Genomic DNA, 23971 nt, shown 5'->3' with positions numbered 1-23971 from the left:
CGGCCTTCAGTGGCGAGCGGCGATCGACGTCAGGCTTCGAGCGCGGCCGAGAAATCGGCGATGAGGTCGTCGCCGTCCTCGATGCCGACCGAGACGCGGATCAGCGATTCGGCGATGCCGAGTTCGGCGCGGCGCGCCTGGCCAAGTTCGAAGTAGATCGTCTGCGCGACCGGGATCGCCAGCGTCCGGTTGTCGCCAAGGTTGGTCGATGAAATGACGACGCGGAACTTGCGGAAGAGGTCGAGGCAGTCGCGACCGTCGACGAGTTCGAACGAGAGGATGCCGCTGTTGCCCTTGAACAGCGTTTTTGCGCGCTCGTACTGCGGATGCTCGGCAAGACCGGGGTAGTACACGCGGCTGACACCGGGATGAGCGTCGAGAAATTCGGCTAGGCGTTGGGCGTTGGCGCAGATGCGTTCCATACGCAGTGCCAGCGTTTCCGAGCCGACGGCGAGGTGGTGCGCCGCTTCCGGTCCGAGCGTGGCGCCGGCGTCGCGCAGGCCCTTCTTGCGGATCTGCGTGATGCCCCAGGTCGCCGGGTTGCCTTTCTTGTAGTAGTCGTAAAGGTTCGGATAGCGGCTCCAGTCGAAACGGCCGGTTTCGGTGACGGCGCCGCCAAGGGCGTTGCCGTGTCCACCGATGTACTTGGTCAGCGAGTTGATGACCAGCGAGGCGCCGACCGATTGCGGCTGGAACAGGTAGGGCGAGGTGATCGTGTTGTCGACGATGTAGACGAGTCCGCGCGCTTCGCAGAGTTGGCCGATACCGGCGAGATCGGCGACCTGCGTGCAGGGATTGGCGATCGTTTCGACGAAGACGAGGCGGGTTTCAGGCCGGATGGCAGCTTCGACCTGGGCGGTGTCGGTGGCATCGACGAAGCTGACGGCAACGCCCATCTGGGCGAAGGTCTCGAACAGGCTGGTGGTGTTGCCGAAGAGGAAGCTGCTGGCGATGAAGTGGTCGCCGGCGCGCAAGAGCGCAAGCAGGGTCGACGAAATGGCGCCCATGCCGCTGCCGAAGGTGGCGGTGGCGATGCCGCCTTCCATGCGCGTGATCTTTTCTTCGAGCGCCGCCGTCGTCGGCGTGCCCTGGCGGCCGTAGACGAAGCCGGCCTGTTCGCCCTGGAAAACGCGGACGAGGTCGCCGACATCGGCAAAACCGAAGGCGGCGGAATTGTGGATCGGTTTGTGGATGGCCCCGTGCTCAACCGGCTTGGCGCGGTCGCTGTGCAGGGTGGCAGTAGTGAATCCGAATGCTTTCATGGTCGACGTGAAGTGCGTGAGGGGAAAAGACAAGCGCGTATTGTCGTCTATTTTTTGCCGCTGTGCGTTGCCCGGGCCATTTTTGCCGCGTCGGCTTCTTGCTGCGGATCGGGACTATAAGCTCATAAGAAATACATCGTTCCGTCGATCCGGCCTTTTTCCTAGACTCGCTCCAACATCTTTTCGCACAGGAGTCGGATCATGGAATTTCGCAAACTGCTTGCCGGTCTCGGCGTCGGCATTCTTCTTTCGGCGGCGTTTTCGCCGGTGCGGGCGGAAACCGCCTTGCTGAACGTCTCGTACGATCCGACGCGGGAACTGTATCAGGACTATAACGTGGCCTTTGCCCGCCACTGGAAGGAAAAGACCGGGGAAGTCGTGTCCGTCAAACAGTCGCATGGCGGCTCGGGCAAGCAGGCGCTCGCCGTCATCGACGGCCTCGAAGCCGATGTCGTGACGCTGGCGCTCGGCTACGATGTCATCGCGCTGGCGGACAAGAAGCTGATTCCCGAGGATTGGCAGAAACGCTTGCCGCACAATGCCTCACCCTACACGTCGACGATCGTCTTTCTGGTGCGCAAGGGCAATCCCAAGCAGATCAAGGATTGGACCGATCTCGTCAAGCCGGGCATCGGCGTCGTGACGCCGAATCCGAAGACCTCGGGTGGCGCCCGCTGGAACTATCTGGCGGCCTGGGCCTATGCGCTCAAGCAGCCTGGCGGCAATGAGGAAAAGGCGAAGGAATTCGTCGGTGCGTTGTTCAACAACGTCAAGGTGCTCGATTCAGGCGCGCGCGGCGCGACGACGACCTTCACCGAACGTGGCATCGGTGATGTGCTGCTGGCCTGGGAAAACGAGGCGTATCTCGCGGTCAAGGAACTCGGGCCGGAGAAATTCGAGATCGTCACGCCGTCCTTGTCGATTCTGGCAGAGCCGCCGGTATCGGTGGTGGATAAGGTGGTCGACAAGAAGGGAACGCGCAAGCTCGCGCAGGCCTATCTCGAGTACCTGTATTCGCCGGAAGGGCAGGAAATCGCGGCCCGGCATTACTACCGGCCGCGCGATGAAAAGGTCGCCGCGAAATATGCGAAACAATTCGGCAAGGTCAATCTGATCACCATCGACGCTGTCTTCGGCGGTTGGCAAAAGGCACAGAAGGCGCATTTTGCCGAGGGTGGATCGTTCGACCAGATCTTCGCGCGGGGCCGGCGGTAAGCGCTGGCGGGCATGCCCCGGCGCCGACTTGACAGCGGCGCGGACGGCGAAGAAAATGCCGGCTCCTTGAGATTCGATCAACGGAACACGGTGTGAATCCGTGGCGGGCCCGCCGCTGTATCCGGGGACGAAGCTTGCTGGGTCGCAAAGACCAGTCACTGACGAGGCAGACCTCGCCGGGAAGACGCAAGACTTCGGCTGATCCGGGAGCCAGAAGACGGATCGAATCGATACGGAGCCATGGAAAGGGCTCCGGCTGGATGCGTGCGTTTGCGCGCCGCCAGCCGGAGCCCTTTTTGTTTTTTTGATTCAGAGCCTGTTTCGGTAGGGCTCGCGAGCCGCGTTGTCGATACGGGCGGATGGATGCAAGGCGCGAGGTGCAGCGCATGGTTGTTCCATGCGCAAGCCGAGCAACGCCGCAGACGCCGTCCATAGCGGCAACCCGGAGGGCCGCCGGCGCGGCCCGCGATCCCTGCCGAAACAGGCTCTCATACCCGAGGAGCGGAACCCGATGTCCACTGCAACCCAATCCCAGGCCTGCACGGCCCTGAAATTCACTATCCGACCCGTCAGCGATGCCTTGACCGCCGCATTGCAGGACAAGATCGACAACAAGACCAAGCCGATCGGCTCGCTTGGCCAACTCGAAAAGCTCGCGCTGAAGATCGGCCGCATCCAGAACACGTTGTCGCCCCGTCTCAACTGCCCGCAGGTGATCATCTTCGCCGGCGACCACGGCGCCGCCAAGGCCGGCATTTCGGCCTATCCGCAGGACGTCAGCTGGCAGATGCTCGAGAACTACCTGCGCGGTGGCGCCGGCGCCAACGTTTTCTCGCGCCTCAACGGTCTCAAGATGGTCGTCGTCGATGCCGGCGTCGCGCATGATTTCGGCGAGCGCGAGGGACTTATCAACGCCAAGATTTCTCCGACCGGCACGCGCAATTACCTCGAAGAAGCGGCGATGACGCGCGAGCAGTGCGAGGAGGCGCTGCGCCGCGGCGCCGGCTTTGTCCGCGCGGCCGTGGCCGAGGGCTGCAACGTCATCGGGCTGGGCGAAAAAGGCATCGGCAACACCGGTTCGGCCTCGCTCATCACCCATTTCCTCACCGGTACGCCGATCGCCGAATGCGTCGGCCGCGGCACCGGTCTCGATGACGCCGGTCTGGCGGCCAAGCGCCGGCTGATGCAACAGGCGCTTGATCGGGCGCAACTGCCGGCCGATGCCGATGTGATGACCGTGCTGACCGAGTTCGGCGGCTTCGAGATCGTCATGATGGTCGGCGCCTATCTGGCCGCGGCCGAAGCCGGCATCACCATCCTGGCCGACGGCGTCATCGCCACCTCGGCCTTGCTCGCGGCCGTACGCCTCGAGCCGCATGTCCTCGACTATGTGATCTTCTGCCACAAGTCGGCCGAGGCCGGTCATGTCGTGCAGTTGCGCGCGCTCGACGCCGACCCGATTCTCGATATTGGCATGCGTCTGGGCGAGGGAACCGGCGTCATGGTCGCCTATCCGATGCTGGAAGCGGCGATGGCGTTCATGAACGAGATGGCGAGCTTCGAGTCGGCCGGCGTCAGCAAGAAGGTACGCTGACCCGGGCGCGGGGCTTTTCGGTCGGGCAGGGGTACGGAACGGCGTTCTGGAGGATAATGGGCGCCATTCCTTCCCGATTATCATAACGATGCCCCTGACCCAGACCCTTCCCGATTTCATTCGCGGCCTGCCCAAGGCTGAATTGCATTTGCATATCGAGGGCTCGCTCGAGCCGGAACTGATGTTCGCGCTGGCCCGGCGCAACGGCGTGGCCCTGCCGTATGCCTCGGTTGACGCCGTGCGCGCCGCCTACGATTTTTCCGATCTGCAATCCTTTCTCGACCTGTATTACGCCGGCGCTGCCGTGCTCCGTACCGAACAGGATTTCTACGATCTGACCGCGGCCTATGTGGCCCGGGCGGTGGCCGACAATGTTCTCCATGCCGAGATCTTTTTCGATCCGCAGACGCATACGGTGCGCGGCGTGCCGATGGCGACGGTGTTCGCCGGTATTGCCGGCGCCCTGCGCGACGCGCAGGTGGCGCACGGATTTTCGAGCCGTCTGATCCTCTGTTTCCTGCGTCATCTCAGCGAAGAGGACGCACTGGCGACCTTCGCCGAGGCACTGCCCTTGCGTGAGGCGTATGCCGACCTGTGGATCGGTGTCGGTCTCGATTCAGGCGAAGTCGGCAATCCGCCGGAAAAATTCGGCCGCGTGTTCGCGCAGGCGCGTGCGCTCGGGTTCCGCGTCGTCGCCCATGCCGGCGAGGAAGGACCGCCGGCGTACATCTGGGGCGCGCTCGACGCCCTCGGCGCCGAGCGCATCGACCACGGCGTGCGTGCCGAGGAAGATGCGGCGCTGATGACGCGTCTGGCGCAGGATCAGGTGCCGCTGACCGTCTGCCCGCTCTCGAACCTGAAACTCCGTGTCGTGCAGGACCTGCGCGATCATAATCTGGCGCGGCTCCTGAAAGCCGGGCTGTGTGTCACCGTCAATTCCGACGATCCGGCCTATTTCGGCGGCTACATGAACGCCAACTTCCTGGCGACGGCCGAGGCGCTGGGACTTGACCGGAACGACCTCGTGCAGCTCGCGCGCAACGCCTTCGTTGCCGCATTCGCGAGCGATACGGAGAAACAGGGGTGGCTCGACGCGCTTGAGCGCTATCAGCGGGGATGACATGGCGATGAACCCGGAAGCGGCGCGTAGCTGCCGCGAAATCGCCGCGCTGCTGGAGACGGCGCAGCGTGTGCTGTTCGTCACCGGCGCCGGTATTTCGGCCGATTCCGGCCTGCCGACGTATCGCGGCGTCGGCGGTCTCTACAACGGCGAAGCGACCGAGGACGGGCTCGAGATCGAGGAAGCCCTGTCCGGCGACTGCCTGGCCGTGCGTCCCGACATCACCTGGAAGTACCTGGCGCAGATCGAACGCAATTGTCATCACGTCGAACCCAACGCGGCGCATCGGGCGATCGTTGCGCTCGAGCGAACGCATGAAGTGGTGGTCCTGACGCAGAACATCGACGGCCTGCATGCGCGTGCCGGCAGCGGCGATCTGATCGAGATCCACGGGACGCTGGCGCGGCGCTATTGCCAGGAGTGCGGCGCCGAGGCCGATCTCGCCGATCCGCAGGTGCCGCCGCATTGCCGGCGTTGCGGCGGTGTCGTGCGGCCTGCCGTCGTGCTCTTCGGCGAACAATTGCCGGGGCCGGCGATCGAGCGCTTGTACGACGAACTGGCGAAGGGTTTCGATCTCGTCTTCATCATTGGTACGACGGCGGTATTTCCCTATATTGCCGAACCGGTGCTGCAGGCCGTACGGCGCGGCGTGCCGACGGTCGAGATCAATCCGGCGGCGACGCGGCTGAGCGGCAGTGTGCGCTATCGGTTGGCGATCGGCGCGGCCGAGGCGATGACGGCGATCTGCGGCGCATTGGCCGCAGGGGGCTGATCGCCGACGACCGCGCTCAGCGGTTTCCGTGACGGAGCCACTGGAGCAGCTTCTCGAACACGACCTCCGGTTTGAAGGGTTTGGCGATGAAATCGTTCATGCCGGCCGTCAGGCAGCGGACGCGATCGTCATCGAAGGCATTAGCCGTCAGGGCGATGATGACGAGGTTCTCGAAGCCGGGCAGGGCGCGTAGTTGCGGTGTCGCGTCGAGGCCGTCCAGTTCCGGCATCTGCATGTCCATCAGCACGATGTCGTAGCCGGTCTGGCGGGCTTTCATCAGTGCTTCCTTGCCGTCCCCCGCCGTGTCGATCTTGAGTCCAATGTCATCGAGCATGTAGCCGATGATTTCGCGATTGATCGGTTCGTCATCGACCACCAGGATCTTGCGTCCCCGATAGTCGCGCGCCAGAATGGCCTCGGGCACTTCGGCCGACGGCGCGACGACCGGTTTGGCATGTTCTCCCTTGGGCAGGCGGCAGGTCAGCCAGAAAGTGCTGCCGCGGCCGGGGGCGCTGATGACGCCGGTCTCGCCGCCCATCAGTTGCGCGATGCGTTGGGTGATTGCGAGGCCGAGTCCCGTCCCCTGATATTTTCGGCTGGTGCCGCTGTCGGCCTGCTCGAAGGCGTTGAAGATCCGTGTCTGCTGTTCCTCGCTCAGTCCGATACCGGTGTCGGTGACTTCGAAACGGAGCAGGTAGCCGGTGCCCGAGTCTTCTTCCACCCTGCAGGCAAGCGTGACACTGCCCTTTTCGGTGAACTTGACGGCGTTGCTCAGGAAGTTGACCAGCGCCTGTTTCAGTCGGGTCTTGTCGCCGCGCAGGATCAGCTCGGGTTTCCAGCAGATGGTCCGGCGTTCCAGTCCTTTGGCCGTGATTCGGTCGCCGACGAGCGTCCAGGATTCGCCAATGAGGTCGGCGAGGCGGAAGTCGTCGCTGGCGAGTTCGATCTTGCCGGCTTCGATCTTCGAAAAATCGAGGATGTCGTTGATGATGGCGAGCAGGTGTTCGCCGGAGGTCTGGATTTTTTCGAGGTGGCCTTGTTGCTTCGCGTTGAGCGGGCTTCGCCGTAGCAGGCTGACCATGCCCAGGACCCCGTTCATCGGGGTGCGGATTTCGTGACTCATGGTCGCGAGAAAGGCGCTCTTGGCGACATTGGCCGCCTCGGCCGCGACTTTTGCCTCTTCGAGCGCCTGGTTGGTGGTCTTGAGCAATGCGCTGGCCGCCGCGACTTCGCGGGTGCGCTCGAAAATCTCCGCTTCCATCTGCGCGGCCTGTTGGTTCAGGCCTTCGTTGCAGCGCAGTTGCTCGAGACCTTTCTGTTTGAGGCGAATGAATTCAGTGACGTCTTCGGCTTTGTGGATGACGTAGCGGACCCGTCCATCCTTGTCCAGTATCGGGGAATTGATCGGGGTCCAGTAACGCTCCTCGAACCCGCCGCCATCCTCCGGTGGTTTGCGGATGTCGTATTTCTGCACGGACATGGTGTCCGGAACGCCCGATTTCAGCACGCGTTGCAGCGAGGCATGAAGATTGCGCACGCCGTCGGCGGCCGGGTCGTCCGGGTTGTCCGGAAAGACCTCGAACATCGTCTTCCCGAGGATCTCGTCGCGCCGCGTCATGGTCGACCGGGTGTAGGCGTTGCTCACGCCGATGATCCTCAATTCGGCATCCATGATCACGAACAGGCCAGGCAGGCCGTCCACGATCGCCCGGTAGTCAATATTTTCTTCGCAAAAATTGGTCGTCATGCTGGTGTGACTGTCAACAAATTGGTCATTGCCAATGCTAAAAGGATACGAAGTCCTGCTCGTACCCCCCTTCGGCGAAAGCCGAGGCCCCGTTGTTGATTTGTCTCAATTCCAGTCTGCGCAGGAATGACGGCTCCGGATTCTTGCGAGCATCCTTAAGCCAATTACATGTATGCCAGTAGCAGTAGTCATAGTATGAAGCCTCGCCATGAAAGGCAAGGGCGATAATTTTCGTCTTGTGAAATCCGGTGCGGCGATGTCGTATTTTTTCTCTTTGACGAGATGTGCGGACAGGGGCGACAAGCGTCTTTGTCATGCCTATGGGCTAGAGCGGATTTCACTTCTCCGACATGCCGGTGTCACCGCCGGCGGTCGGCGACGCGGCGCGGCTTTGCATGTCCTGAACTGCCTCGAGATTGCCCGGCATGGCGCTCGCGCCAACGAGGCGGGGAAGGGGGTAGCGCTCATGCTTGCGTTGAAAATCGGACTCTTGAACGAGGGCTGGTATCAAGAAGTCGGCCGCTTCGCCGTTAATGTCGCTACGGTATGCCTGCGGTCGGGAGCATGCGACCCGTGATCGAGGAACTATGCTGAATGTTCATGCCATTCGCGAAAGGAGCGGTAGATGTCGACGGAATCGATTGCTTCGTCCACCTCTTATGTGATTGCTCGTCAACAACAGTCGATTGCTTCGACGGCAACGCCAGTCAGAAGCGAAACACGAAACGATGCCGACAAGGATGACCGGGCGATTGTGTTCGCAAGTCCGTCGCCGACAGTCAATTTGAACGGCCAGGTCGTCGGCACGATGATCGATACCATCGCCTGATTCAAGCATCAGACTTTACACATGCCATGAAAGCGATTTCCCTTGTCATTCCCGCGACTCCAGGAGATGCGCACTACTTGCCCGAACTTCTGAGGACGATCAACCGCGGAAGCTTTGTTCCCTTCGAAATCATCATTTCCATATCAAGCGGCAAGAGTGTTCCTGCCGAATTGGTCCGCGAGATCGAGAACGAGTTCGGGCGAGCCAAGCGCGGCGGCGTTATCCTGAATCGGGAAATGCTGTTTGCCGCGGGCAACAGAAACCGCGGCGCCGCCCTGGCCACCGGCGAGGTCGTCGCCTTCTTCGATGCCGACGACATTCCTCATCCGCATCTGTTCGAGACCGTGTCATTCATGTTCTCCAGTCTCGACATCGTTCATCTCAATCATTGCGGCTGTTTCGAGGTAATGCGCAACGACCCCGTCGGCCCGATCACTTACGTCAATTCCGATGTCCTGTACCCGCTTTATTTTCCCAGCGGCGATTTTTCCGAATGCATTCGCCTGACGCCCATCTACGGCGGCGGATTGCCCGACAACTTCAAGAACGTCATCACCGGTCATACCTATGTCGATCGTTCGGTGCTCGATCAGGTGAAGTTCCGGGATCCCGGCGATCTGCCTTTCAAAAAGGCCGAGGACTATGTGTTTTGCATGGAAGTGCTGCATCGCTTCAGGAAGTCGGCGATCATAAATGCCGTCCTTTCCTGCGTGCGCCCGAGCAAATCGAGAGGGCCGAATCGCCATGGGTATGAGAATATGAGGTATGTGTCGCTGGCCTGAACGGGTTGAAGCATCCGGCGCCCGGACTGCCGCGCGGGCTTCATGGGTTCAACTGGCGGGCAGCCGGATTGGACACGCCCTGTCGATGCCTTTATAATCCGGCCCCGTCATTGGGGAGTAGCCGCTCTTCCGCGCGAAGAGGCTTGCGTCAACACACTTGCCGGTCACGGCATGGCGCAGGCAGTGTTCCCGCCTGGCAAGACCTTTGACCACACGACCTCCCATCGGGCCGGAGAAGTCGCGTGGTCATTCGTCTTTTCCGGCCTATGGTATTGTCATGGAATCCCTTCTCGTCTCAACGGGTATCGTCGCCCTCGCCGAAATCGGCGACAAGACGCAACTCCTCGCTTTCATCCTCGCCGCCAAGTTTCGTCGTCCGCTGCCGATCTGTCTCGGCATCCTCGCCGCGACGATCGCCAATCACGCTTTTGCCGGTGCCGTCGGCGCTTGGCTGACGCGCATGATCACGCCGGAAACGCTGCGCTGGATTCTCGGCATCTCCTTCCTGGCGATGGCCGCCTGGACGCTGATTCCAGACAAGTTCGACGAAAAGGATGCGAAGTTCGCGCGCTTCGGTGTCTTCGGCACGACCTTGCTGGCCTTCTTCCTGGCGGAAATGGGCGACAAGACGCAGGTGGCGACGGTGGCGCTGGCCGCCCGCTATCACGCCTTCTACACTGTCGTCGCCGGGACGACGCTCGGCATGATGATCGCCAACGTGCCGGCGGTGTTGCTCGGCGACCGTGTCGCCGAACGCATGCCGGTCGCGCTTGTGCATCGCATTGCCGCCGGCATTTTCGCCGTGCTCGGCGTCGCCACGCTGATGGGCGTCGGCGAGGCCTTCGGGTTTTAGCGGGGGAGTCCCTGGTCGAGTTGTCGATGCGCCAGTTGTCCGAGCGTGACCAGTGCGTGGATGTGACGATCGGAGAAATTGTGGCAGCCCGACAGCCGGATATGCCGGGTATGCCGTCCGGATGGTGAGAAGACGCTGCCCGGCGTGATCGTGATGCCCTGTGCCAGCGCGGCGTCGCACAGGCGGTTGCCGTCGCAGCCCGGTGGCAGTTCGATCCAGACGAGAAAGCCGCCGGTCGGCCGGGCGATGTGCGTCCCCGTGGGGAAGTGCGTGTTGACGAGTCCGCAGAGGCGATTGACCTGCGCCGCGCTGAGGCGCCGCAAGCGGCGCAGATGCTGGGCGTAACCGCCGGTGTCGAGGTAGGCGCCAAGAACTTCGCCGAGGAAGGCGGGTTGGGCGATCGAGGCGCTGAACTTGAGCGCGGCGATGCGCTGATGAAAGCGACCGGCGTGCATCCAGCCGATCCGGAGCCCCGGCGCCAGCGTCTTCGTGTAGGAGGTGCAGACGATGACCCAGCCGTCGGCGTCGAAAGCCTTGACTGTCGGCGCTAGTGGAATGGCATATTGCAGCTCGGCGTAGAGAGCGTCTTCGATGACCGGCACGCGGTAGTCGCGCACGAGCCTGGCCAGGCGTTGCTTGGCGTCGAGCGGCATGCCGGTGCCGAGCGGGTTGTGCACGTTCGGCATGCTGACGACGGCCTGGACGCGTCCTTCGGCGAGCAGCAGTTCGAGCGCATCGAGCGCCATGCCGCGATCCGGGTGTGTCGGGATCTCGATCGTCCTGAGACCGAGATGGTCGGCCAGCGAAAGCAGGTTGAAATAGGTCGGCGATTCGATCGCGATCGTGTCGCCGGGACGCGTCACGCCGCGCAGGGCGAGCTGCAAGGCTTCCATGCAGCCGTTGGTGAGGATGATCTCGCCGGCGTCGAGCGTCATGCCCAAGTCATGAGCGTGGCGGCATATCGCCTGGCGCAGGCGCAGCGGTCCGGGCGGCAACGAATAGTCGGTCAGGAGTTCCGGTTGTCGCCGGGCGAATTCGGCGGCGAGTCGGCTGAGCGTCTTGTCGGGGTAGGCATCGCTACGCTTGGGGCAGGCGAGCGACAAGTCGATCGTGTCCGGGTTGGCCTGGGCCGCAACGACGGCGGCAATGCGGTCGAGCACAGCGCTGTCGGGCAGGGCGGGCGGTTCCATCGGCAGGGCGGCCGGTGTCGGCGCCATCGCCGCAGCGGGCCAGCGCGCGCTGACGAAATAGCCGGACTGCGGCCGTGCCTCGACCTGGCCGCGGGCTTCGAGCTGATGATAGGCAGCGACGACGGTGTTGATGCTGAGTCCGTGGCTCTGCGCCGTTTCGCGGATCGAGGGCAGGCGGCTCCCAGGCGGCAGACGGCCGTCGTCGATCGCCGCCAGGAATTCTTCGGCGAGGCGCTCGTAGCGGGGGCGGGTGTCGCCCGTGGCGGTGGATACAGTCGACATGAGATGGTAGGGGTGCAGACCTTAAATATTGAAATTGTATCCAGTATATATCGATATTTTTGGTTCTGTATCTTTGTTGCCGGGCTGGCTACAGTGGCACATCCCCTGTCGATGTCGAGGAGCCTGCCATGCTGACCGATCTTCCCCTGATGACCTATGTCGCGACGATGTCGGTGACGCCCGGTCCGAACAACCTGATGCTGGCCGCGAGCGGCGTCAATTTCGGTCTGCGGCGCACTGTGCCGATGATGCTCGGGATCACCGTCGGTCACGCCTTTCTCGTTGGTCTGGTGGCGGCACTGATGGCCTGGGCGATGGCCTGGCTCGATGCACTGCGGCCGGCGCTGGTGCTCGGCGGCTGCGGCTATCTGTCCTGGCTCGCCTGGCGTCAGGCGCGGGCGGCGCGCCCCGGCGCCGGGACGGCGTCACGGCCGCTGGGCTTCGTCGGCGCGGCGCTGTTCCAGTGGGTCAATCCCAAGGTCTGGGTGATGGCGCTCAACATGGCCGTGCTGTTCCTGCCGCAAGAGCGGAGTGTCGGCACCATCCTCTCGCTGATGGCGACCTGTGTGCTGATCAATCTGCCGTGCATCGCCGTCTGGGCGGTTGCCGGCGACCGCTTGCGCGACGCCCTGCATGCGCCGCGCGCGCTGCGCTGCTTCAACCTGGCGATGGCGGCGCTGCTGGCCGGGACGGCGCTGTGGATCGTTGTCGATGAACTCTTCTGATGCCGGCTCCTAGATGATCCGGTAGCAGGGCGTGTAGGCCTTGCCCGAGAGTTTCATGCGGCGCTGGGCGGCGAAGGATTTCAGCAGGGTATCCATCGTCGCCATGATGTCGGCATCGCCGCGGATCTCGAAGACGCCGTGCCGCTCGATCTCGCGGATGCCGTCGGCCTTGACGTTGCCGGCGACGAGTCCGGAGAAGGCGCGACGCAACTGGGCGGCGAGGCGATGCGGCGGCTGGTCGCGGTGCAGGTCGAGCGCGCGCATGTTGGCGTGCGTCGGCTGGAACGGTTGCTGGAAGTCGTGATCGATCTTGAGCGACCAGTTGAAGTTGTAGGCGTCGTGCTTGTCCTTGCGGAACTCGCGTACCGCCTGGATGCCGGTCTTGAGCTCGCGGGCGACGCGTTCGGGGTCGTCGACGATGATCTTGTAGCGGCGTTGCGCCTCGACGCCCAGGATTGCGCCGATGAAGGCGTCGATCTGGCGGAAGTAGGCTTCGGCGCTGGCCGGGCCGGTGAAGATCAGCGGGAAGGGCAGGTCGGCGTTGTCCGGATGCAGCAGGATGCCGAGCAGGTAGAGGATTTCCTCGGCCGTGCCGACGCCGCCGGGGAATACGATGAAGCCGTGACCGACGCGGACGAAGGCTTCGAGCCGTTTCTCGATGTCCGGGAAAATGACGAGTTCATTGACGATCGGATTCGGGGCCTCGGCGGCGATGATGCCGGGTTCGGTGAGGCCGAGGTAGCGGCCGTCGAAGCGTTGCTTGGCGTGGGCGATCGCGGCGCCCTTCATCGGGCCTTTCATCGCGCCGGGACCGCAGCCGGTGCAGATGTCGAGGCCGCGCAGGCCGAGCTGGTAGCCGACATGCTTGGTGTATTCGTATTCGTCGCGCCCGATCGAGTGGCCGCCCCAGCAGACGACGAGCTTCGGGTGCAGCGTCGGCTTCAGGATGCCGGCATTGCGCAGCAGGTGGAAGACGATGTCGGTCGTGCCTTCGGAGGTCGCTTCGTCGAAGCGCACGGCATTGCGGATTTCCTCGCCGAGATAGACGACGTCGCGCAGCACGGCGAAGAGGTGCTCCTGGATGCCGACGATCATCCTGCCGTCGACGAAGGCGCTCGCCGGCGCGTTGCGGATGTCGAGCTTGATGCCGCGTTCGCGCGGGATCAGGCGGATATCGAAGTCGGCGTAGCGGTCGAGCAGTTCCTTGCCGTCGTCGGTCTCGTTGCCGCAGTTGAGGACCGCCAGCGCGCAGTCGCGGAAGAGCCCGTGCAGGCCGCCGTGGCCGCGATCGAGCAGCATCGCCGCTTCGGCGCGGGAGAGGGCTTCGAGGGTGCCGATCGGGGCGACTTCGGCGTCGACGCGGGCGAGGGTCATGACAGGCTCCGGGAAAATCAGGTGTTTTCGAAGTGTTCGATCATGAGTTGCGGCGATTGCACGCCGTTGTACTCGTTGATCGCCAGACGGTAGGCGACGCGGATGCGGCGTCCCGGCGCGGTGCTGAAATTGAACTGGATCGCGTCGATGCTGAGCGCATCCTTGCGCAGGCGCAGCTTGAGGTGTTTTTCCTTGAGCACGCGCTGGCTGTCGACGAGGAATTCGTCGTCGAACAGCGGCGGCGGGAAACCCTGGCCCCAGACCTCGTCCTCGAGCAGCCGGACGGTCTGGATCGACAGGTAGCCGGCTTCGAGCGGGCCGTCGGTGTCGAGCGTGCGGGTGCGGTCGGCGACGTCGAGGAGTTCGTCGGCGATGCGCGCGAAGCCGTCGCGGAAACGCGGGAAATCGGCTTCGAGGATGGTCGCGCCGGCAGCCATCGCGTGGCCGCCGAAGCGCTTGAACAGGCCCGGCTCGCGTTTCGACAGGAGGTCGAGCGCATCGCGCAGGTGCAGGCCCGCGATCGAGCGGCCCGAGCCCTTGATCTCGCCGTTGTCGCCGCGTGCGAAGGCGAAGACCGGGCGGTGATGCCGGTCCTTGATGCGCGAGGCGAGGATGCCGATGACGCCCTGATGCCAGGTCGGGTCGAACAGCGCCAGCGCGGCGGCTTCGCTCGGGTCGATGGCGTCGAGATGCGCCAGCGCCGTTTCCTGCATGCCGGCTTCGATGTCCTTGCGCTCGCGGTTGAGCGCATCGAGTTGCTGGGCGATGTTGAGCGCGCGCGCCGGGTCGTCGGTGATCAGCGCCTCGATGCCGAGCGACATGTCGGCGAGGCGTCCGGCGGCGTTGAGACGCGGGCCGATCATGAAGCCGAGGTCGAGGCTGCCGGCCTTGGCCGGATCGCGTCCAGCGGCCCGGAAGAGCGCTTGCAGGCCCGGATTGATGCGTCCGGAGCGCATGCGCTTGAGGCCCTGGCTGACGAGGATGCGGTTGTTGCCGTCGAGGCGGACGACGTCGGCGACGGTGCCGAGCGCGACAAGGTCGAGCAGGTTGGCGAGGTTCGGTTCGGCGATCGTCTCGCCGAACCAGCCGCGCGTGCGCAGTTCGGCGCGCAGCGCCAGCATGACGTAGAACATGACGCCGACGCCGGCCAGGTGCTTGCTCGGGAATTCGCAGCCGGGCTGGTTCGGATTGACGATGCACTCGGCCGCCGGCAGCGTGTCGGCCGGCAGGTGGTGGTCGGTGATCAGCGTGGCGATGCCGAGCTCGTTGGCGCGCGCGACGCCCTCGATGCTGGCGATGCCGTTATCGACGGTGACGAGCAAGTCGGGACTCTGTTCGGCGGCGAGATCGACGATCTCGGGCGAGAGGCCGTAGCCGTAGGTGAAGCGGTTCGGCACCAGATAGTCGATGACGGCGCCAGCGTCGCCGGCCATCGCCCGCAGCGCGCGCACACCGACGGCGCAGGCGGTGGCGCCGTCACAGTCGTAGTCGGCGACGATCAGGATGCGGGCGCCGGCTTCGATGGCGTCGGCGAGCAGCACCGCCGCGTCGGCCGCGTGTGTCAGCTGGGCGGGCGGAATCAGCTGCTTGAGGTCGTAATCGAGTTGGCTGCGGGTGGTGACGCCGCGGGCCGCATAGAGGCGGGCGAGCAGCGGGTGGAGGCCCTGCTGTTCGAGTTGCCATTGCGGCCGCGGCGGGACGGCGCGGGGCTTGAATCGGGTCATTGGCGGTCCTCGGCCAGTCGCGTGGCGACGCTGGCCAGTGGCGTGTTCCTTTTCCAGAAGCGCCAGAAGTCGGCGCGGCGGAGCGTCCAGCAGAAAGTGCCGTAGGCGGCGGGGACGATCAGTTCGAGCCGGTCGACGCGGCCGGCGCGCACGGCCGCGGCGAGCGGCGCAAACCAGTCGGCGTCGAGCCGGGCGAGCGCGTCGCGCCAGGCATCGGCATCGTCGTAGCTGGCCGGCGTGACGAGGTCGTCGAGGACGACCAGGCTGCGTCGCTTGGTCGAGGCCTCGGCGAGCAGCGTGGTGGCGCTTTCCGGGATCGGCTGTGGCTTGAGGCCGGCGCTGCGCGCCAGTCCACGGGCGAGCGTGTCATCGCTCCAGAGGCGCTGCCAGCCGGCATTGGCCGGGGTGTCGCTGGCGGAGGCCGTGTCGTTCTGGTCACCCCACAGCCACAGGCTGTTGATCGACAGGCGTCCGTTGCCGGTGCGCGCCTGATTGACGGGATGCGCGTGCAGCACCGTCTGCAAGGCGGTGAAGCGGCTGCGCCAGGCGCGGTCGGCGAGAACGTCGGGCAGCAAGGTGCCGACGTGGCGGCCGGCGACGGCCGAGAGCGGCGGCGCGTCGAGGCGGGCCGCCGGTGCCGTGTCGGCAAGGTCGAGGTACCAGCGTCCGTCGGCGGCGGCATGAAAACGGCCCAGTTCGGGGAATTCGGCGTTGAGCGCGGCGACGAGCGCCTCGGCTTCTTCGGCCGAAATATCGAGCCGTGTCGCGTCGGCGAGGATCAGGCGGTCGTCGTCGAAGCGCAGATGCACGGGGTCGGCGCAGAGCCAGCGGCGTCCGCCGACCGCCGGGGCGTCGTCTTCGCCGTGCCGGCGCAGGGCGGCCAGTGCTGGCCGTTCCGGATGACCGAAAAGGGCGCAGAGCACATCTTCGCTGGCCTGGGCGGGTGCCCGGCGCAGACTGCCGCGGGCGAGCAGGCGTTCGAGTGCGGGGCAGGCGGGTGGTTCGGGATGGACGCCCGGTTCCGGCCACAGGAGCTCGGGGGCGAAAAGCGTGATCGACATGGGGCCGGAGAAGGAAAGAAGGCCGAGAAAGTGTACCATACGGCCTTTCTCCTCTTCGGATACGAAAGCCGGCTGCATGGCCTCTCCTTACGAGCTTCTGATCGGTTTGCGCTACACGCGGGCGAAGCGGCGCAATCATTTCATTTCGTTCATTTCGCTGATTTCGATGCTCGGCATCGCGCTCGGCGTTGCCGCGCTGATCGTCGTGCTGTCGGTGATGAACGGTTTTCAGACCGAGTTGCGCGGGCGCATCCTGGCCGTCGTCTCGCATATCCAGATCGGCGGGGCGACCGGCGAAATGGCCGATTGGCAGGAAGTCGCCAAACAGACCGAAGGTCAGCCGCACGTGCTGGCGGCGGCACCCTATGTGCAGGCGCAGGGCATGCTGTCGTTCGGCCAGTCGGTGCGCGGCGCCATGGTGCGCGGCATTCTGCCCGACCTCGAGGACCGCGTCGCCGATTTCGGCCCGCACATGAAAGCCGGACGTCTCGATTCGCTGACGCCGGATGCGTTCAATATCGTCCTCGGCAGCGAACTCGCCAATGCCCTCGGCGTCTTCGTCGGCGACAAGGTGACGCTGATCGCGCCGCAGGGCGTCGTCACCCCGGCCGGCGTCGTGCCGCGCCTGAAAACCTTCACCGTCTCCGGCCTCTTCGAGGTCGGCATGTTCGAATACGACAGTGGCATGGCGCTGATCCGGCTGGAGGACGCGCAACGGCTCTATCGCATGGATGACCGCGTCTCCGGCGTACGTCTGAAGCTCGACGATCTTTTCAAGGCGCCGGCGGTGGCGCGCCAGCTGGCCGGCAAGATCAACACGGCGGCCTATCTCAGCGACTGGACGCGCAGCCACGCGAACTTCTTCCGCGCCGTGCAGATCGAGAAGAACATGATGTTCATCATTCTCTCGCTGATCGTCGCCGTCGCCGCCTTCAACATTGTCTCGACGCTGGTCATGGCGGTCACCGACAAGCGCGCCGACATCGCCATCCTGCGCACGCTCGGCGCGAGTCCCGGCAGCATCATGGCGATCTTCATCGTCCAGGGCGCGCTGATCGGTTTCATCGGCCTCGGCCTCGGCATCGTCGGCGGCGTGTCGCTGGCGCTCAACGTCGACGTCGTCGTGCCCTTCATCGAGCGCGTGCTCGGCACGCAGCTCTTCGACAAGCAGGTGTATTACATTTCGAGCCTGCCGTCCGAACTGCAGTGGGGCGACGTGATGACCGTGACCGGTGTGTCCTTCGTCCTGTCGCTGGTGGCGACGCTCTATCCGAGTTGGCGCGCGTCGCGCGTCAATCCTGCGGAGGCCTTGCGCTATGAATGACATCGTCTTGGCCTGCGAAGGGCTCTCGAAGATTTACCGACAGGGTGCCGGGGAAGGCGCCGAGGTGCCGGTGTTGACGGGTGTGGACCTCGCGGTCGCGGCCGGCGAGCGGGTCGCCATCGTCGGTGCCTCCGGTTCCGGCAAGAGCACGCTGCTGCATCTGCTCGGCGGTCTCGATGCGCCGAGCGGCGGCAGTATCCGGCTGATGAACCGCGATCTCGCCACGATCGGCGATGCCGAGCGCGGTGTGCTGCGCAACCGGCATCTGGGCTTCGTCTATCAGTTCCATCACCTGCTGCCGGAATTCACAGCAGTCGAAAACGTTGCCATGCCGCTGCTGATCCGGCGTCTGCCGAAGGCCGACGCCGAGGCGAAGGCGGCGGCGATGCTCGAGGAAGTCGGACTCGGACACCGGTTGTCGCACACGCCGGCGGAACTCTCCGGCGGCGAGCGGCAGCGTGCCGCCATCGCCCGCGCGCTGGTCACCGAGCCGGCCTGCGTGCTTGCCGACGAGCCGACCGGCAACCTCGACCGGCAGACGGCGGCGCATGTCTTCGACCTGATGTTGGCGCTCAATCGCTCGCATCGGACGAGCTTCGTCATCGTCACCCACGATCCCGGTCTCGCCGCCAAGGCCGACCGCATCCTGAGCCTGCGCGACGGCGTGCTGATGGCGGATGCGCCGGTCGGCGCCTAGCCGTCCGTTCCTGCGCTTTTCCCCGCGCTGACACGGTGAATACGGCACCGTCGCGGGGCCGTCGGCCTGGAACGGTCGTGCGCGCACGCCGCCGGAATGACTCACAAACTATGGAGGCGTCGCCTTGTTATGCCCATGGGATTATGTTTCTTGGTTAGCATGACGTCTGTGCGGCCTTGCCGATTGTCAAAACACTTTGGGGAATCCTGCCATGAAGCTTTCCATCGCCCGTCGCCTGAGTGCCATGATCGGCCTTGCCATTCTGAGCTTGCTGACGGTTGGCGTTACCGCCGCCTGGGTGTCGGGCTCGCTCTCGAGCAAGCTTGACGAATCGACGAACACCACCTTGCCGGCCATCGAGGCGCTCGACCAGATCCAGATCAATTTCCTGATGGCGCGCCTGTTTGGCGCGCAGCATTCGGCGACGACCGATCCGCAGCGGCAGGCGCCGCTGGAAAAACAGGCGGCCGACGCGTTCTCGAAGCTCGACGCGGCCATGGGCGCGTATGAACGCCTGGTGCGCAACGACAAGGATCGGCAACTGTTCGCCGACGTGCGCAGCATCATGGCCGAATACAAGACGTTTTACGCGGAAATCCAGCAACGGTCGCGCGAGAACAAGAAGGATGAAGTTGCCGCGATGATCGCCAACCAGGGCACGCCGCTCGGCAAGCGGCTGGCAGAGGCGCTCGGCAAACTGATCGAATTCAACAAGGCGACGGCGGCGCAGCAGCAACAGGACGCGCAAGCGGCGACGCGGATGAGTCATCTGCTCATCTGGAGTCTGACAGCGATCGGCGGCGCGCTGATCGGCCTGCTCGGCTGGATGTTGATGCGCAATATCACGGGACCGGTCAACGCGATGCTCGATGCCGTCACCCGCATCGAGCGCGATCTCGATTTCAAGGTGCGCGTGCCGGTCAAGCAGCAGGACGAGATCGGCACGATGGCAGGCGCCTTCAACCGGCTGGTCGAGAAAATGCAGGGCAACCTGCGCAGCATCGCCGAATCGACGCATGCGGTGGCCGAGTCGTCGGGCGAGTTGTCGGAGAACGCGCGGCAAGTGGCGGAAGCGTCGTCGCAGCAAAGCGAAAAAGCGTCGAGCATGGCCGCCAACGTCGAGGAGATGACCGTCAGCATCAACCATGTCGGCGATCGCGCCAGCGAAGCCAATGGGCTCGCCACCGATGCCGGGAAACTCGCGCTCGACGGGCAGCGGGTGATCAGTCAGACCGTGCAGGACATTAACGACATCGCTGCGACGGTTGGCGCCGCAGCATCGCTGATGAACCAGCTCGAAAGCCAGACGCAGCAGATTTCCAATGTCATCCAGGTGATCAAGGAAGTCGCCGATCAGACCAATCTCCTGGCGCTCAACGCGGCGATCGAGGCCGCCCGCGCCGGCGAACAGGGGCGCGGCTTCGCGGTCGTGGCCGACGAGGTGCGCAAGCTGGCCGAGCGTACCGGCCTGTCGACGCAGGAAATTACAGCGACGATCGATGCGATGCGGCTGAGCGCCCAGCAAGCCGTCGATAGCATGAATGTCGCCGTCGCCCGGGTCTCCGATGGCGTCGGTCGCGCCCGGAATGCCAGCGAGGCGATCAGCCGGATCGGCGCGAGCAGCCAGGAAACCGTCGGCATGGTCAGCGAGATCACCGACGCGATTCGCGAACAGAGCACGGCCAGCAGCAATATCGCGCGCATGGTCGAGGAGATCGCCGTCAAGGCCGAAGAGAGCAGCGCCGCCTCGCAGGCGTCGTCGCAGACGGCCGAGAAACTCGATGCGCTGGCGTCGCAGGTGCGCAGGATCGTTTCGGAGTACCGTCTCTAGGGGGCGTTCTTCTCCCGGCCGGGAGGCTTCAGCGCCTCCCGGAGACGTTCAAGGCATCCTGCGCGTGCGTGATTTGGCTGGGCCAGGGGGTTTCAGGCCGTGTCGTTGATGGCCCGGATGGTGTCGCGCAAGGCCGGCAGTTGTTCGGGTTTCTGCGCGCCGACCAGCGGCAGCAGTTCCTTGAGCACGGCGCGCAGGGCGCTCACGCTCTTGCAGGCGCGCAGGTCGTCGGTGAATTTTTCCGCGGCCATGCCGAAACAGTCGACACAGAAATCGATCAACAGAAAACGCGCTTCCGACAGGAGGATGTCGTCGCCGATGGCGAAGTCGGCGGCCTTGGTCTCCGGCGTGGCAATGGCTGATTGAGGCGACGCAATCGAAGCGTTGTGGCGCGGTGCCGCCGCGGGCGGCGCTTCGACGACGATGAAGCCGTCGCTGGCGAGCTTGTCGATGGCGTCGAGGATATCGGCTTCCGGAAACACCGATTTCTGCAGCGTGAACGCGATGCTCTGCGGGTGTTGCAGGAACAGCAGGACGCTGCGCAGCTTGATGCCGAGCTTGCAGGTCCGGTGGGCGACCTCGTCGGCGCCTTTTTCGGTGAGATGCAGTACTGCCGAGTGATCCACGTGCGTATCCTTTGGCTGCTGGGTTCAGGAAGCGGCTGAGCGCTTTTCGCTTTGATCGTCGTGCGCTTGCAATTGTTCAGAATTTGAAGCGCGCGATCGAGCGCTTCAGGATTTCGGAGGTCTTGCCGATGCGTGATACCGCCTTCATCAGCGCCGGCCATTGTTCTTCGGAGCGGGTGTCGGCGTAGGCGCGTGCCGCCTCGTCGAACTTGCGTACCTGGTCTTCGAGCGCCGTCGTGTTGTCCTGGATGGCGGTGGTGATGTTGGTCAGCTTCATCTGCATCAGCTTGAGCGAGGCCATCATGCTGTCGTCGTCGCCGCGGGCGAGGCGGATATTGACCGAGAGGTCGCCGCCGGCGATCCGGCGCATGCATTCGGCGGCGTCATGCGGTTCGCCACCGAGCTGGCGCAGGATGCTGGCGCGCATGCGCAGCAGCAGGAGGGCGACGATTGCCAGCAGGAAGGCGCCGATGGAGAGGAAAAGCGCGGCCTGGTCGCGAAAGCGTGCCTCGATGTCGTCGATGAAGAAGCCAATGCCGGGCATCCATCCCCAGGGCTCGAACTTGAGCACGCCGTTGAGTTTCGGGAAGCTCTTCTGCGTCGGCACACCGGGTTTGGGCGCCTCGAGTTCGACGAAGGCGCGTCCATTCGGGTTTCTTTCCAGTCCGTCGCGATAGGCCTGGACGACGGTGCGGCCGTCCGGCGTCTTGCCGCCGTCGTCGGAGCGACCGAGGCGGCTGGCGATCGGATGGAGGATGAAATAGTCGTCCCTCAGGTTACGGATGAAGAAGTAGTTGTTGCCCTGTTTTTGCGCCGCGATGGCTTCCTTGGCGCGTTGCTGCGCTTCTTCGCGCGAAAGAATGCCGGCGGTTTCCAGGCCGTAGTAATGCTTGATCATTGCTTCGGAGAAGTCGAGAAGCTGGGCGATCTGCGCGCGGCGTTCCTCGTACAGGCTCTGACGCAGCGCGTGCAGGCCGGCGCCGGCCATGACGAACAGGCCGACGAGCGATGCCAGGATGATGATCAGGACCCGGGTTTTCAGGCGCATGAAGGGCTCCGCAGGGAAGGGCGGCCAAGAGCCTATTTCGGTAGGGGGCGTGAGCCCTACCGAAATAGGCTCTAATCCGTGAATTCATCATACGCACAGGCGCCGATCTTTGGCAACACGGGCGGCGGCCGTCCGCCGACCGCGTTCAGACGAGTGTCGCGCCGTCCGCCGCCGAGCTGGCGCGGTCGCGGTAGAGTTCGAGGATGCCGCGCGGCACGGCCTTGTTCACCGGTTGCCACTGCTGCCGCCGTGCTTTCAGCACATCGTCATCGACGCGCAATTCGATGCGGCGCGCCGCGATGTCGATGAGGATTTCGTCGTCCGTCTCGACCAGCGCGAGCGTGCTGCCTTCGAGGGCTTCGGGCGAGAGGTGGCCGACGAAGAGGCCGCGGTTGGAGCCGGAGAAGCGGCCGTCGGTGATCAGCGCGCAGGCGTCGGCGAGTCCCATGCCTTCGAGCACTTTCATCGGCCGGAACATCTCGGGCATGCCGGGGCCACCCTTGGGACCTTCGTAGCGCAGGACGAGCACGCTGCCGCGGGCGATCTCGCCGCCGAGGATGGCAGCGACGGCGTCGTCTTCGGCGTCGAAGACGCGCGCCGGTCCGGCAAAGCGCTGCAGCGATTCGGGAACGGCGGCCGGTTTGACGATGGCGCCGAGCGGCGCGAGATTGCCGTAGAGCACGACCAGCCCGGCCTCGGCGCGGATCGGCGCGGCCAGCGTGCGGATCACTTCGGGGCGCGGCGTCGCCGGTGTCTCGGCAAGGATTTCGGCCTTGCGGCGCCCGTCGACGGTCAGCGCGTCGCCGCGCAACAGGGGCGCCAGCGCTTTCTCGACGGCGCCGACGCCGCCGGCTTCGTCGAAATCGAGCATGTCGTATTCGGAAGCCGAGTAGAGCGCGGCGAGCAAGGGCGTCTCCCGGCTCAGGCGGTCGAATTCGGCGAGCGGCAGTTCGCCGAGTCCGGCCTCGCGGTGGATGGCCTGCAGGTGCATGACGGCGTTGGTCGAGCCGCCGGTGGCGAGGAGCAGGCGCAAGGCGTTGTGGAAGGCGTCGGCGTTCATGATCCGGCGTGCGCCGATGCCGTCCTGAACCAGTGCGACGGCGCGGCGCCCGCTGCGTTCGGCGAGGTCGAGGCGTCGCGACGAGGTCGCCGGCGCCGTCGCCGCACCCGGCAGGCTCATGCCGAGCGCTTCGGCCAGCGCGGCCATGGTGTTGGCGGTGCCGTACATCGTGCAGGAGCCGGGTCCGGGTTCGGCCAGGTCCTCGATGCGCCGGAATTCCGCCGCATCGATGAGACCGCGCCGCTTCCAGCCGATCGCCTCGACGACGATGTTGCCGTCCCAGTGCTTGCCGCCGTATTCGGCCGGCGCCATCGGCCCGCCGTTGAGGAAGATCGCCGGCACGTCGAGGCGGGCGGCCGCCATCAGTTGTGCCGGCACGATCTTGTCGCAAGAGCCGAGCAGGACCATGCCGTCGAAGCGGTGCGCGCGCATCATGATCTCGATCGAGGCGGCGATGATGTCGCGGGCGGCCAGCGCGTAACGCATGCCGAGGTGGCCTTCGGCGATGCCGTCGCAGGGCGCGATCGTGCCGAAGCTGAAGGCGTGGCCGCCACTCGATTCGATGCCGGCGACGACGCGTTCGGCGAGGGCGTTGAGGTTGACGTGGCCCGGCGTGGCGTTGGTCCAGGTGTTGACGACGGCGATCAGCGGTTTGCGCAGTTGCGCGTCGCTGTGGCCCATCGATTTGTAGAGCGCGCGTTTCAGGGCGCCGTCGTCGCCGCGCAGGATCGGGTTGAAATGGTCACGCTGGCAGTCGTGGCAGTCGGTCATGGCTCAACGGGAAAAACGCGTAAACCGGAAACTATAGCGGAAGATGTCACAGTGATGGGCGTGAAACCGTGGAAGAATCGCCGC

At 64.7% G+C, this 23971-nt stretch carries 21 protein-coding genes and 2 riboswitches; of the genes, 12 read left to right on the top strand and 9 right to left on the bottom strand.

Annotation, left to right across the window (positions count from 1 at the left end; all coding sequences use genetic code 11):
- Nucleotides 1-29: 29 nt before the first annotated feature.
- Nucleotides 30-1262: a cystathionine gamma-synthase family protein gene (locus tag BLR25_RS04945; protein WP_091934542.1), complete on the bottom strand. Its 1233-nt coding sequence runs from the start codon at nucleotides 1260-1262 to the stop codon at nucleotides 30-32.
- Between the two features lie 201 nt (nucleotides 1263-1463).
- Between BLR25_RS04945 and BLR25_RS04940 the strand changes: the two genes are divergently transcribed.
- The 4 genes from BLR25_RS04940 to BLR25_RS04925 all read left to right on the top strand — a co-directional run bounded on the left by BLR25_RS04940 (nucleotide 1464) and on the right by BLR25_RS04925 (nucleotide 5963).
- Complete coding sequence (locus BLR25_RS04940; protein ID WP_091934539.1) at nucleotides 1464-2477, top strand: sulfate ABC transporter substrate-binding protein; 1014 nt, start codon at nucleotides 1464-1466, stop codon at nucleotides 2475-2477.
- A gap of 82 nt (nucleotides 2478-2559) precedes the next feature.
- Nucleotides 2560-2696, top strand: a riboswitch (cobalamin riboswitch).
- Between the two features lie 292 nt (nucleotides 2697-2988).
- Nucleotides 2989-4071 (top strand): nicotinate-nucleotide--dimethylbenzimidazole phosphoribosyltransferase, encoded by a 1083-nt coding sequence (gene cobT / locus BLR25_RS04935; protein ID WP_091934744.1) that lies wholly within the window; start codon nucleotides 2989-2991, stop codon nucleotides 4069-4071.
- An 88-nt stretch (nucleotides 4072-4159) separates the two neighbouring features.
- Nucleotides 4160-5191: an adenosine deaminase gene (locus BLR25_RS04930; RefSeq protein ID WP_091934535.1), complete on the top strand. Its 1032-nt coding sequence runs from the start codon at nucleotides 4160-4162 to the stop codon at nucleotides 5189-5191.
- Nucleotides 5192-5198: 7 nt separating this feature from the next.
- Nucleotides 5199-5963 carry an NAD-dependent protein deacylase gene (locus BLR25_RS04925; protein ID WP_425438678.1) on the top strand — a complete coding sequence of 255 codons (765 nt, stop codon included), beginning with the start codon at nucleotides 5199-5201 and terminating at the stop codon, nucleotides 5961-5963.
- Nucleotides 5964-5979: 16 nt separating this feature from the next.
- Here the strand turns inward: BLR25_RS04925 and BLR25_RS04920 are convergent, their stop codons facing one another.
- Entirely contained in the window at nucleotides 5980-7710 is a 1731-nt protein-coding gene (locus BLR25_RS04920) for a PAS domain-containing sensor histidine kinase (RefSeq protein ID WP_091934527.1), read from the bottom strand.
- Nucleotides 7711-7918: 208 nt separating this feature from the next.
- On the opposite strand from BLR25_RS04920, the gene BLR25_RS20885 reads away from it, so the two are divergent.
- The 4 genes from BLR25_RS20885 (at nucleotide 7919) to BLR25_RS04905 (ending at nucleotide 10174) form a co-directional block, all read left to right on the top strand.
- The gene (locus tag BLR25_RS20885; protein ID WP_143009763.1) at nucleotides 7919-8287 is read left to right on the top strand and encodes a hypothetical protein; all 369 of its coding nucleotides are present in this window, start codon (nucleotides 7919-7921) and stop codon (nucleotides 8285-8287) included.
- A gap of 48 nt (nucleotides 8288-8335) precedes the next feature.
- On the top strand, nucleotides 8336-8539 hold the full coding sequence (locus BLR25_RS04915; protein WP_091934523.1) for a hypothetical protein: 204 nt from the start codon (nucleotides 8336-8338) through the stop codon (nucleotides 8537-8539).
- Nucleotides 8540-8565: 26 nt separating this feature from the next.
- Nucleotides 8566-9321: a glycosyltransferase family 2 protein gene (locus tag BLR25_RS04910; RefSeq protein WP_091934520.1), complete on the top strand. Its 756-nt coding sequence runs from the start codon at nucleotides 8566-8568 to the stop codon at nucleotides 9319-9321.
- A 98-nt stretch (nucleotides 9322-9419) separates the two neighbouring features.
- A riboswitch (yybP-ykoY riboswitch) is annotated at nucleotides 9420-9595 on the top strand.
- A gap of 3 nt (nucleotides 9596-9598) precedes the next feature.
- Nucleotides 9599-10174 carry a TMEM165/GDT1 family protein gene (locus BLR25_RS04905; protein WP_091934516.1) on the top strand — a complete coding sequence of 192 codons (576 nt, stop codon included), beginning with the start codon at nucleotides 9599-9601 and terminating at the stop codon, nucleotides 10172-10174.
- On the opposite strand, the gene BLR25_RS04900 is transcribed toward BLR25_RS04905, so the two are convergent.
- Nucleotides 10171-11646 (bottom strand): aminotransferase-like domain-containing protein, encoded by a 1476-nt coding sequence (locus BLR25_RS04900; protein WP_091934514.1) that lies wholly within the window; start codon nucleotides 11644-11646, stop codon nucleotides 10171-10173. The two genes, BLR25_RS04905 and BLR25_RS04900, sit on opposite strands and share 4 nt — an antisense overlap.
- 128 nt (nucleotides 11647-11774) lie before the next feature.
- Between BLR25_RS04900 and BLR25_RS04895 the strand changes: the two genes are divergently transcribed.
- Nucleotides 11775-12371, top strand: coding sequence for a LysE family translocator (locus tag BLR25_RS04895; RefSeq protein ID WP_245715472.1), 597 nt, complete (start codon nucleotides 11775-11777; stop codon nucleotides 12369-12371).
- A gap of 9 nt (nucleotides 12372-12380) precedes the next feature.
- Here BLR25_RS04895 and ppnN read toward each other — a convergent pair whose 3' ends face one another.
- Genes ppnN through BLR25_RS04880 form a run of 3 tightly spaced genes read right to left on the bottom strand, consistent with a single transcriptional unit; the run spans nucleotide 12381 to nucleotide 16569 of the window.
- Complete coding sequence (gene ppnN, locus BLR25_RS04890) at nucleotides 12381-13745, bottom strand: nucleotide 5'-monophosphate nucleosidase PpnN (RefSeq protein WP_091934511.1); 1365 nt, start codon at nucleotides 13743-13745, stop codon at nucleotides 12381-12383.
- Between the two features lie 17 nt (nucleotides 13746-13762).
- On the bottom strand, nucleotides 13763-15469 hold the full coding sequence (gene recJ, locus BLR25_RS04885) for a single-stranded-DNA-specific exonuclease RecJ (RefSeq protein ID WP_091934507.1): 1707 nt from the start codon (nucleotides 15467-15469) through the stop codon (nucleotides 13763-13765).
- A complete protein-coding gene (locus BLR25_RS04880; RefSeq protein WP_143009762.1) occupies nucleotides 15466-16569 on the bottom strand; it encodes a hypothetical protein in 1104 nt (367 codons plus the stop codon). The genes recJ and BLR25_RS04880 overlap by 4 nt, the downstream gene beginning before the upstream one ends.
- 37 nt (nucleotides 16570-16606) lie before the next feature.
- Between BLR25_RS04880 and BLR25_RS04875 the strand changes: the two genes are divergently transcribed.
- The 3 genes from BLR25_RS04875 to BLR25_RS04865 all read left to right on the top strand — a co-directional run bounded on the left by BLR25_RS04875 (nucleotide 16607) and on the right by BLR25_RS04865 (nucleotide 20382).
- Complete coding sequence (locus tag BLR25_RS04875; protein ID WP_091934500.1) at nucleotides 16607-17854, top strand: lipoprotein-releasing ABC transporter permease subunit; 1248 nt, start codon at nucleotides 16607-16609, stop codon at nucleotides 17852-17854.
- Entirely contained in the window at nucleotides 17847-18551 is a 705-nt protein-coding gene (gene lolD, locus BLR25_RS04870; RefSeq protein WP_091934497.1) for a lipoprotein-releasing ABC transporter ATP-binding protein LolD, read from the top strand. Before BLR25_RS04875 ends, lolD begins: the two co-directional genes overlap by 8 nt.
- A 211-nt stretch (nucleotides 18552-18762) precedes the next feature.
- On the top strand, nucleotides 18763-20382 hold the full coding sequence (locus BLR25_RS04865) for a methyl-accepting chemotaxis protein (RefSeq protein ID WP_091934494.1): 1620 nt from the start codon (nucleotides 18763-18765) through the stop codon (nucleotides 20380-20382).
- Nucleotides 20383-20474: 92 nt separating this feature from the next.
- On the opposite strand, the gene BLR25_RS04860 is transcribed toward BLR25_RS04865, so the two are convergent.
- From BLR25_RS04860 to ilvD, 3 genes are all read right to left on the bottom strand, one after another.
- Nucleotides 20475-21008, bottom strand: coding sequence for a hypothetical protein (locus BLR25_RS04860; protein WP_091934491.1), 534 nt, complete (start codon nucleotides 21006-21008; stop codon nucleotides 20475-20477).
- Between the two features lie 76 nt (nucleotides 21009-21084).
- Nucleotides 21085-22056, bottom strand: coding sequence for a cache domain-containing protein (locus BLR25_RS04855; protein ID WP_091934488.1), 972 nt, complete (start codon nucleotides 22054-22056; stop codon nucleotides 21085-21087).
- A 145-nt stretch (nucleotides 22057-22201) separates the two neighbouring features.
- The gene (gene ilvD, locus BLR25_RS04850) at nucleotides 22202-23887 is read right to left on the bottom strand and encodes a dihydroxy-acid dehydratase (protein WP_091934484.1); all 1686 of its coding nucleotides are present in this window, start codon (nucleotides 23885-23887) and stop codon (nucleotides 22202-22204) included.
- Nucleotides 23888-23971: the final 84 nt, after the last annotated feature.

It is taken from the genome of Propionivibrio dicarboxylicus (assembly GCF_900099695.1).
Taxonomy (GTDB): Bacteria; Pseudomonadota; Gammaproteobacteria; order Burkholderiales; family Rhodocyclaceae; genus Propionivibrio; species Propionivibrio dicarboxylicus.
The sequence above is the reverse complement of the archived record's forward strand: the minus strand, read 5'-3'. Positions and strand labels throughout refer to the sequence as shown.

Bases quoted from the DNA above. Each gene is read 5' to 3' on its own strand.
- BLR25_RS04945 (WP_091934542.1), bottom strand. From the start codon at position 1,262: ATGAAAGCATTCGGATTCACTACTGCCACCCTGCACAGCGACCGCGCC.
- BLR25_RS04940 (WP_091934539.1), top strand. From the start codon at position 1,464: ATGGAATTTCGCAAACTGCTTGCCGGTCTCGGCGTCGGCATTCTTCTT.
- cobT (WP_091934744.1), top strand. From the start codon at position 2,989: ATGTCCACTGCAACCCAATCCCAGGCCTGCACGGCCCTGAAATTCACT.
- BLR25_RS04930 (WP_091934535.1), top strand. From the start codon at position 4,160: ATGCCCCTGACCCAGACCCTTCCCGATTTCATTCGCGGCCTGCCCAAG.
- BLR25_RS04925 (WP_425438678.1), top strand. From the start codon at position 5,199: ATGAACCCGGAAGCGGCGCGTAGCTGCCGCGAAATCGCCGCGCTGCTG.
- BLR25_RS04920 (WP_091934527.1), bottom strand. From the start codon at position 7,710: ATGACGACCAATTTTTGCGAAGAAAATATTGACTACCGGGCGATCGTG.
- BLR25_RS20885 (WP_143009763.1), top strand. From the start codon at position 7,919: ATGAAAGGCAAGGGCGATAATTTTCGTCTTGTGAAATCCGGTGCGGCG.
- BLR25_RS04915 (WP_091934523.1), top strand. From the start codon at position 8,336: ATGTCGACGGAATCGATTGCTTCGTCCACCTCTTATGTGATTGCTCGT.
- BLR25_RS04910 (WP_091934520.1), top strand. From the start codon at position 8,566: ATGAAAGCGATTTCCCTTGTCATTCCCGCGACTCCAGGAGATGCGCAC.
- BLR25_RS04905 (WP_091934516.1), top strand. From the start codon at position 9,599: ATGGAATCCCTTCTCGTCTCAACGGGTATCGTCGCCCTCGCCGAAATC.
- BLR25_RS04900 (WP_091934514.1), bottom strand. From the start codon at position 11,646: ATGTCGACTGTATCCACCGCCACGGGCGACACCCGCCCCCGCTACGAG.
- BLR25_RS04895 (WP_245715472.1), top strand. From the start codon at position 11,775: ATGCTGACCGATCTTCCCCTGATGACCTATGTCGCGACGATGTCGGTG.
- ppnN (WP_091934511.1), bottom strand. From the start codon at position 13,745: ATGACCCTCGCCCGCGTCGACGCCGAAGTCGCCCCGATCGGCACCCTC.
- recJ (WP_091934507.1), bottom strand. From the start codon at position 15,469: ATGACCCGATTCAAGCCCCGCGCCGTCCCGCCGCGGCCGCAATGGCAA.
- BLR25_RS04880 (WP_143009762.1), bottom strand. From the start codon at position 16,569: ATGGTACACTTTCTCGGCCTTCTTTCCTTCTCCGGCCCCATGTCGATC.
- BLR25_RS04875 (WP_091934500.1), top strand. From the start codon at position 16,607: ATGGCCTCTCCTTACGAGCTTCTGATCGGTTTGCGCTACACGCGGGCG.
- lolD (WP_091934497.1), top strand. From the start codon at position 17,847: ATGAATGACATCGTCTTGGCCTGCGAAGGGCTCTCGAAGATTTACCGA.
- BLR25_RS04865 (WP_091934494.1), top strand. From the start codon at position 18,763: ATGAAGCTTTCCATCGCCCGTCGCCTGAGTGCCATGATCGGCCTTGCC.
- BLR25_RS04855 (WP_091934488.1), bottom strand. From the start codon at position 22,056: ATGCGCCTGAAAACCCGGGTCCTGATCATCATCCTGGCATCGCTCGTC.
- ilvD (WP_091934484.1), bottom strand. From the start codon at position 23,887: ATGACCGACTGCCACGACTGCCAGCGTGACCATTTCAACCCGATCCTG.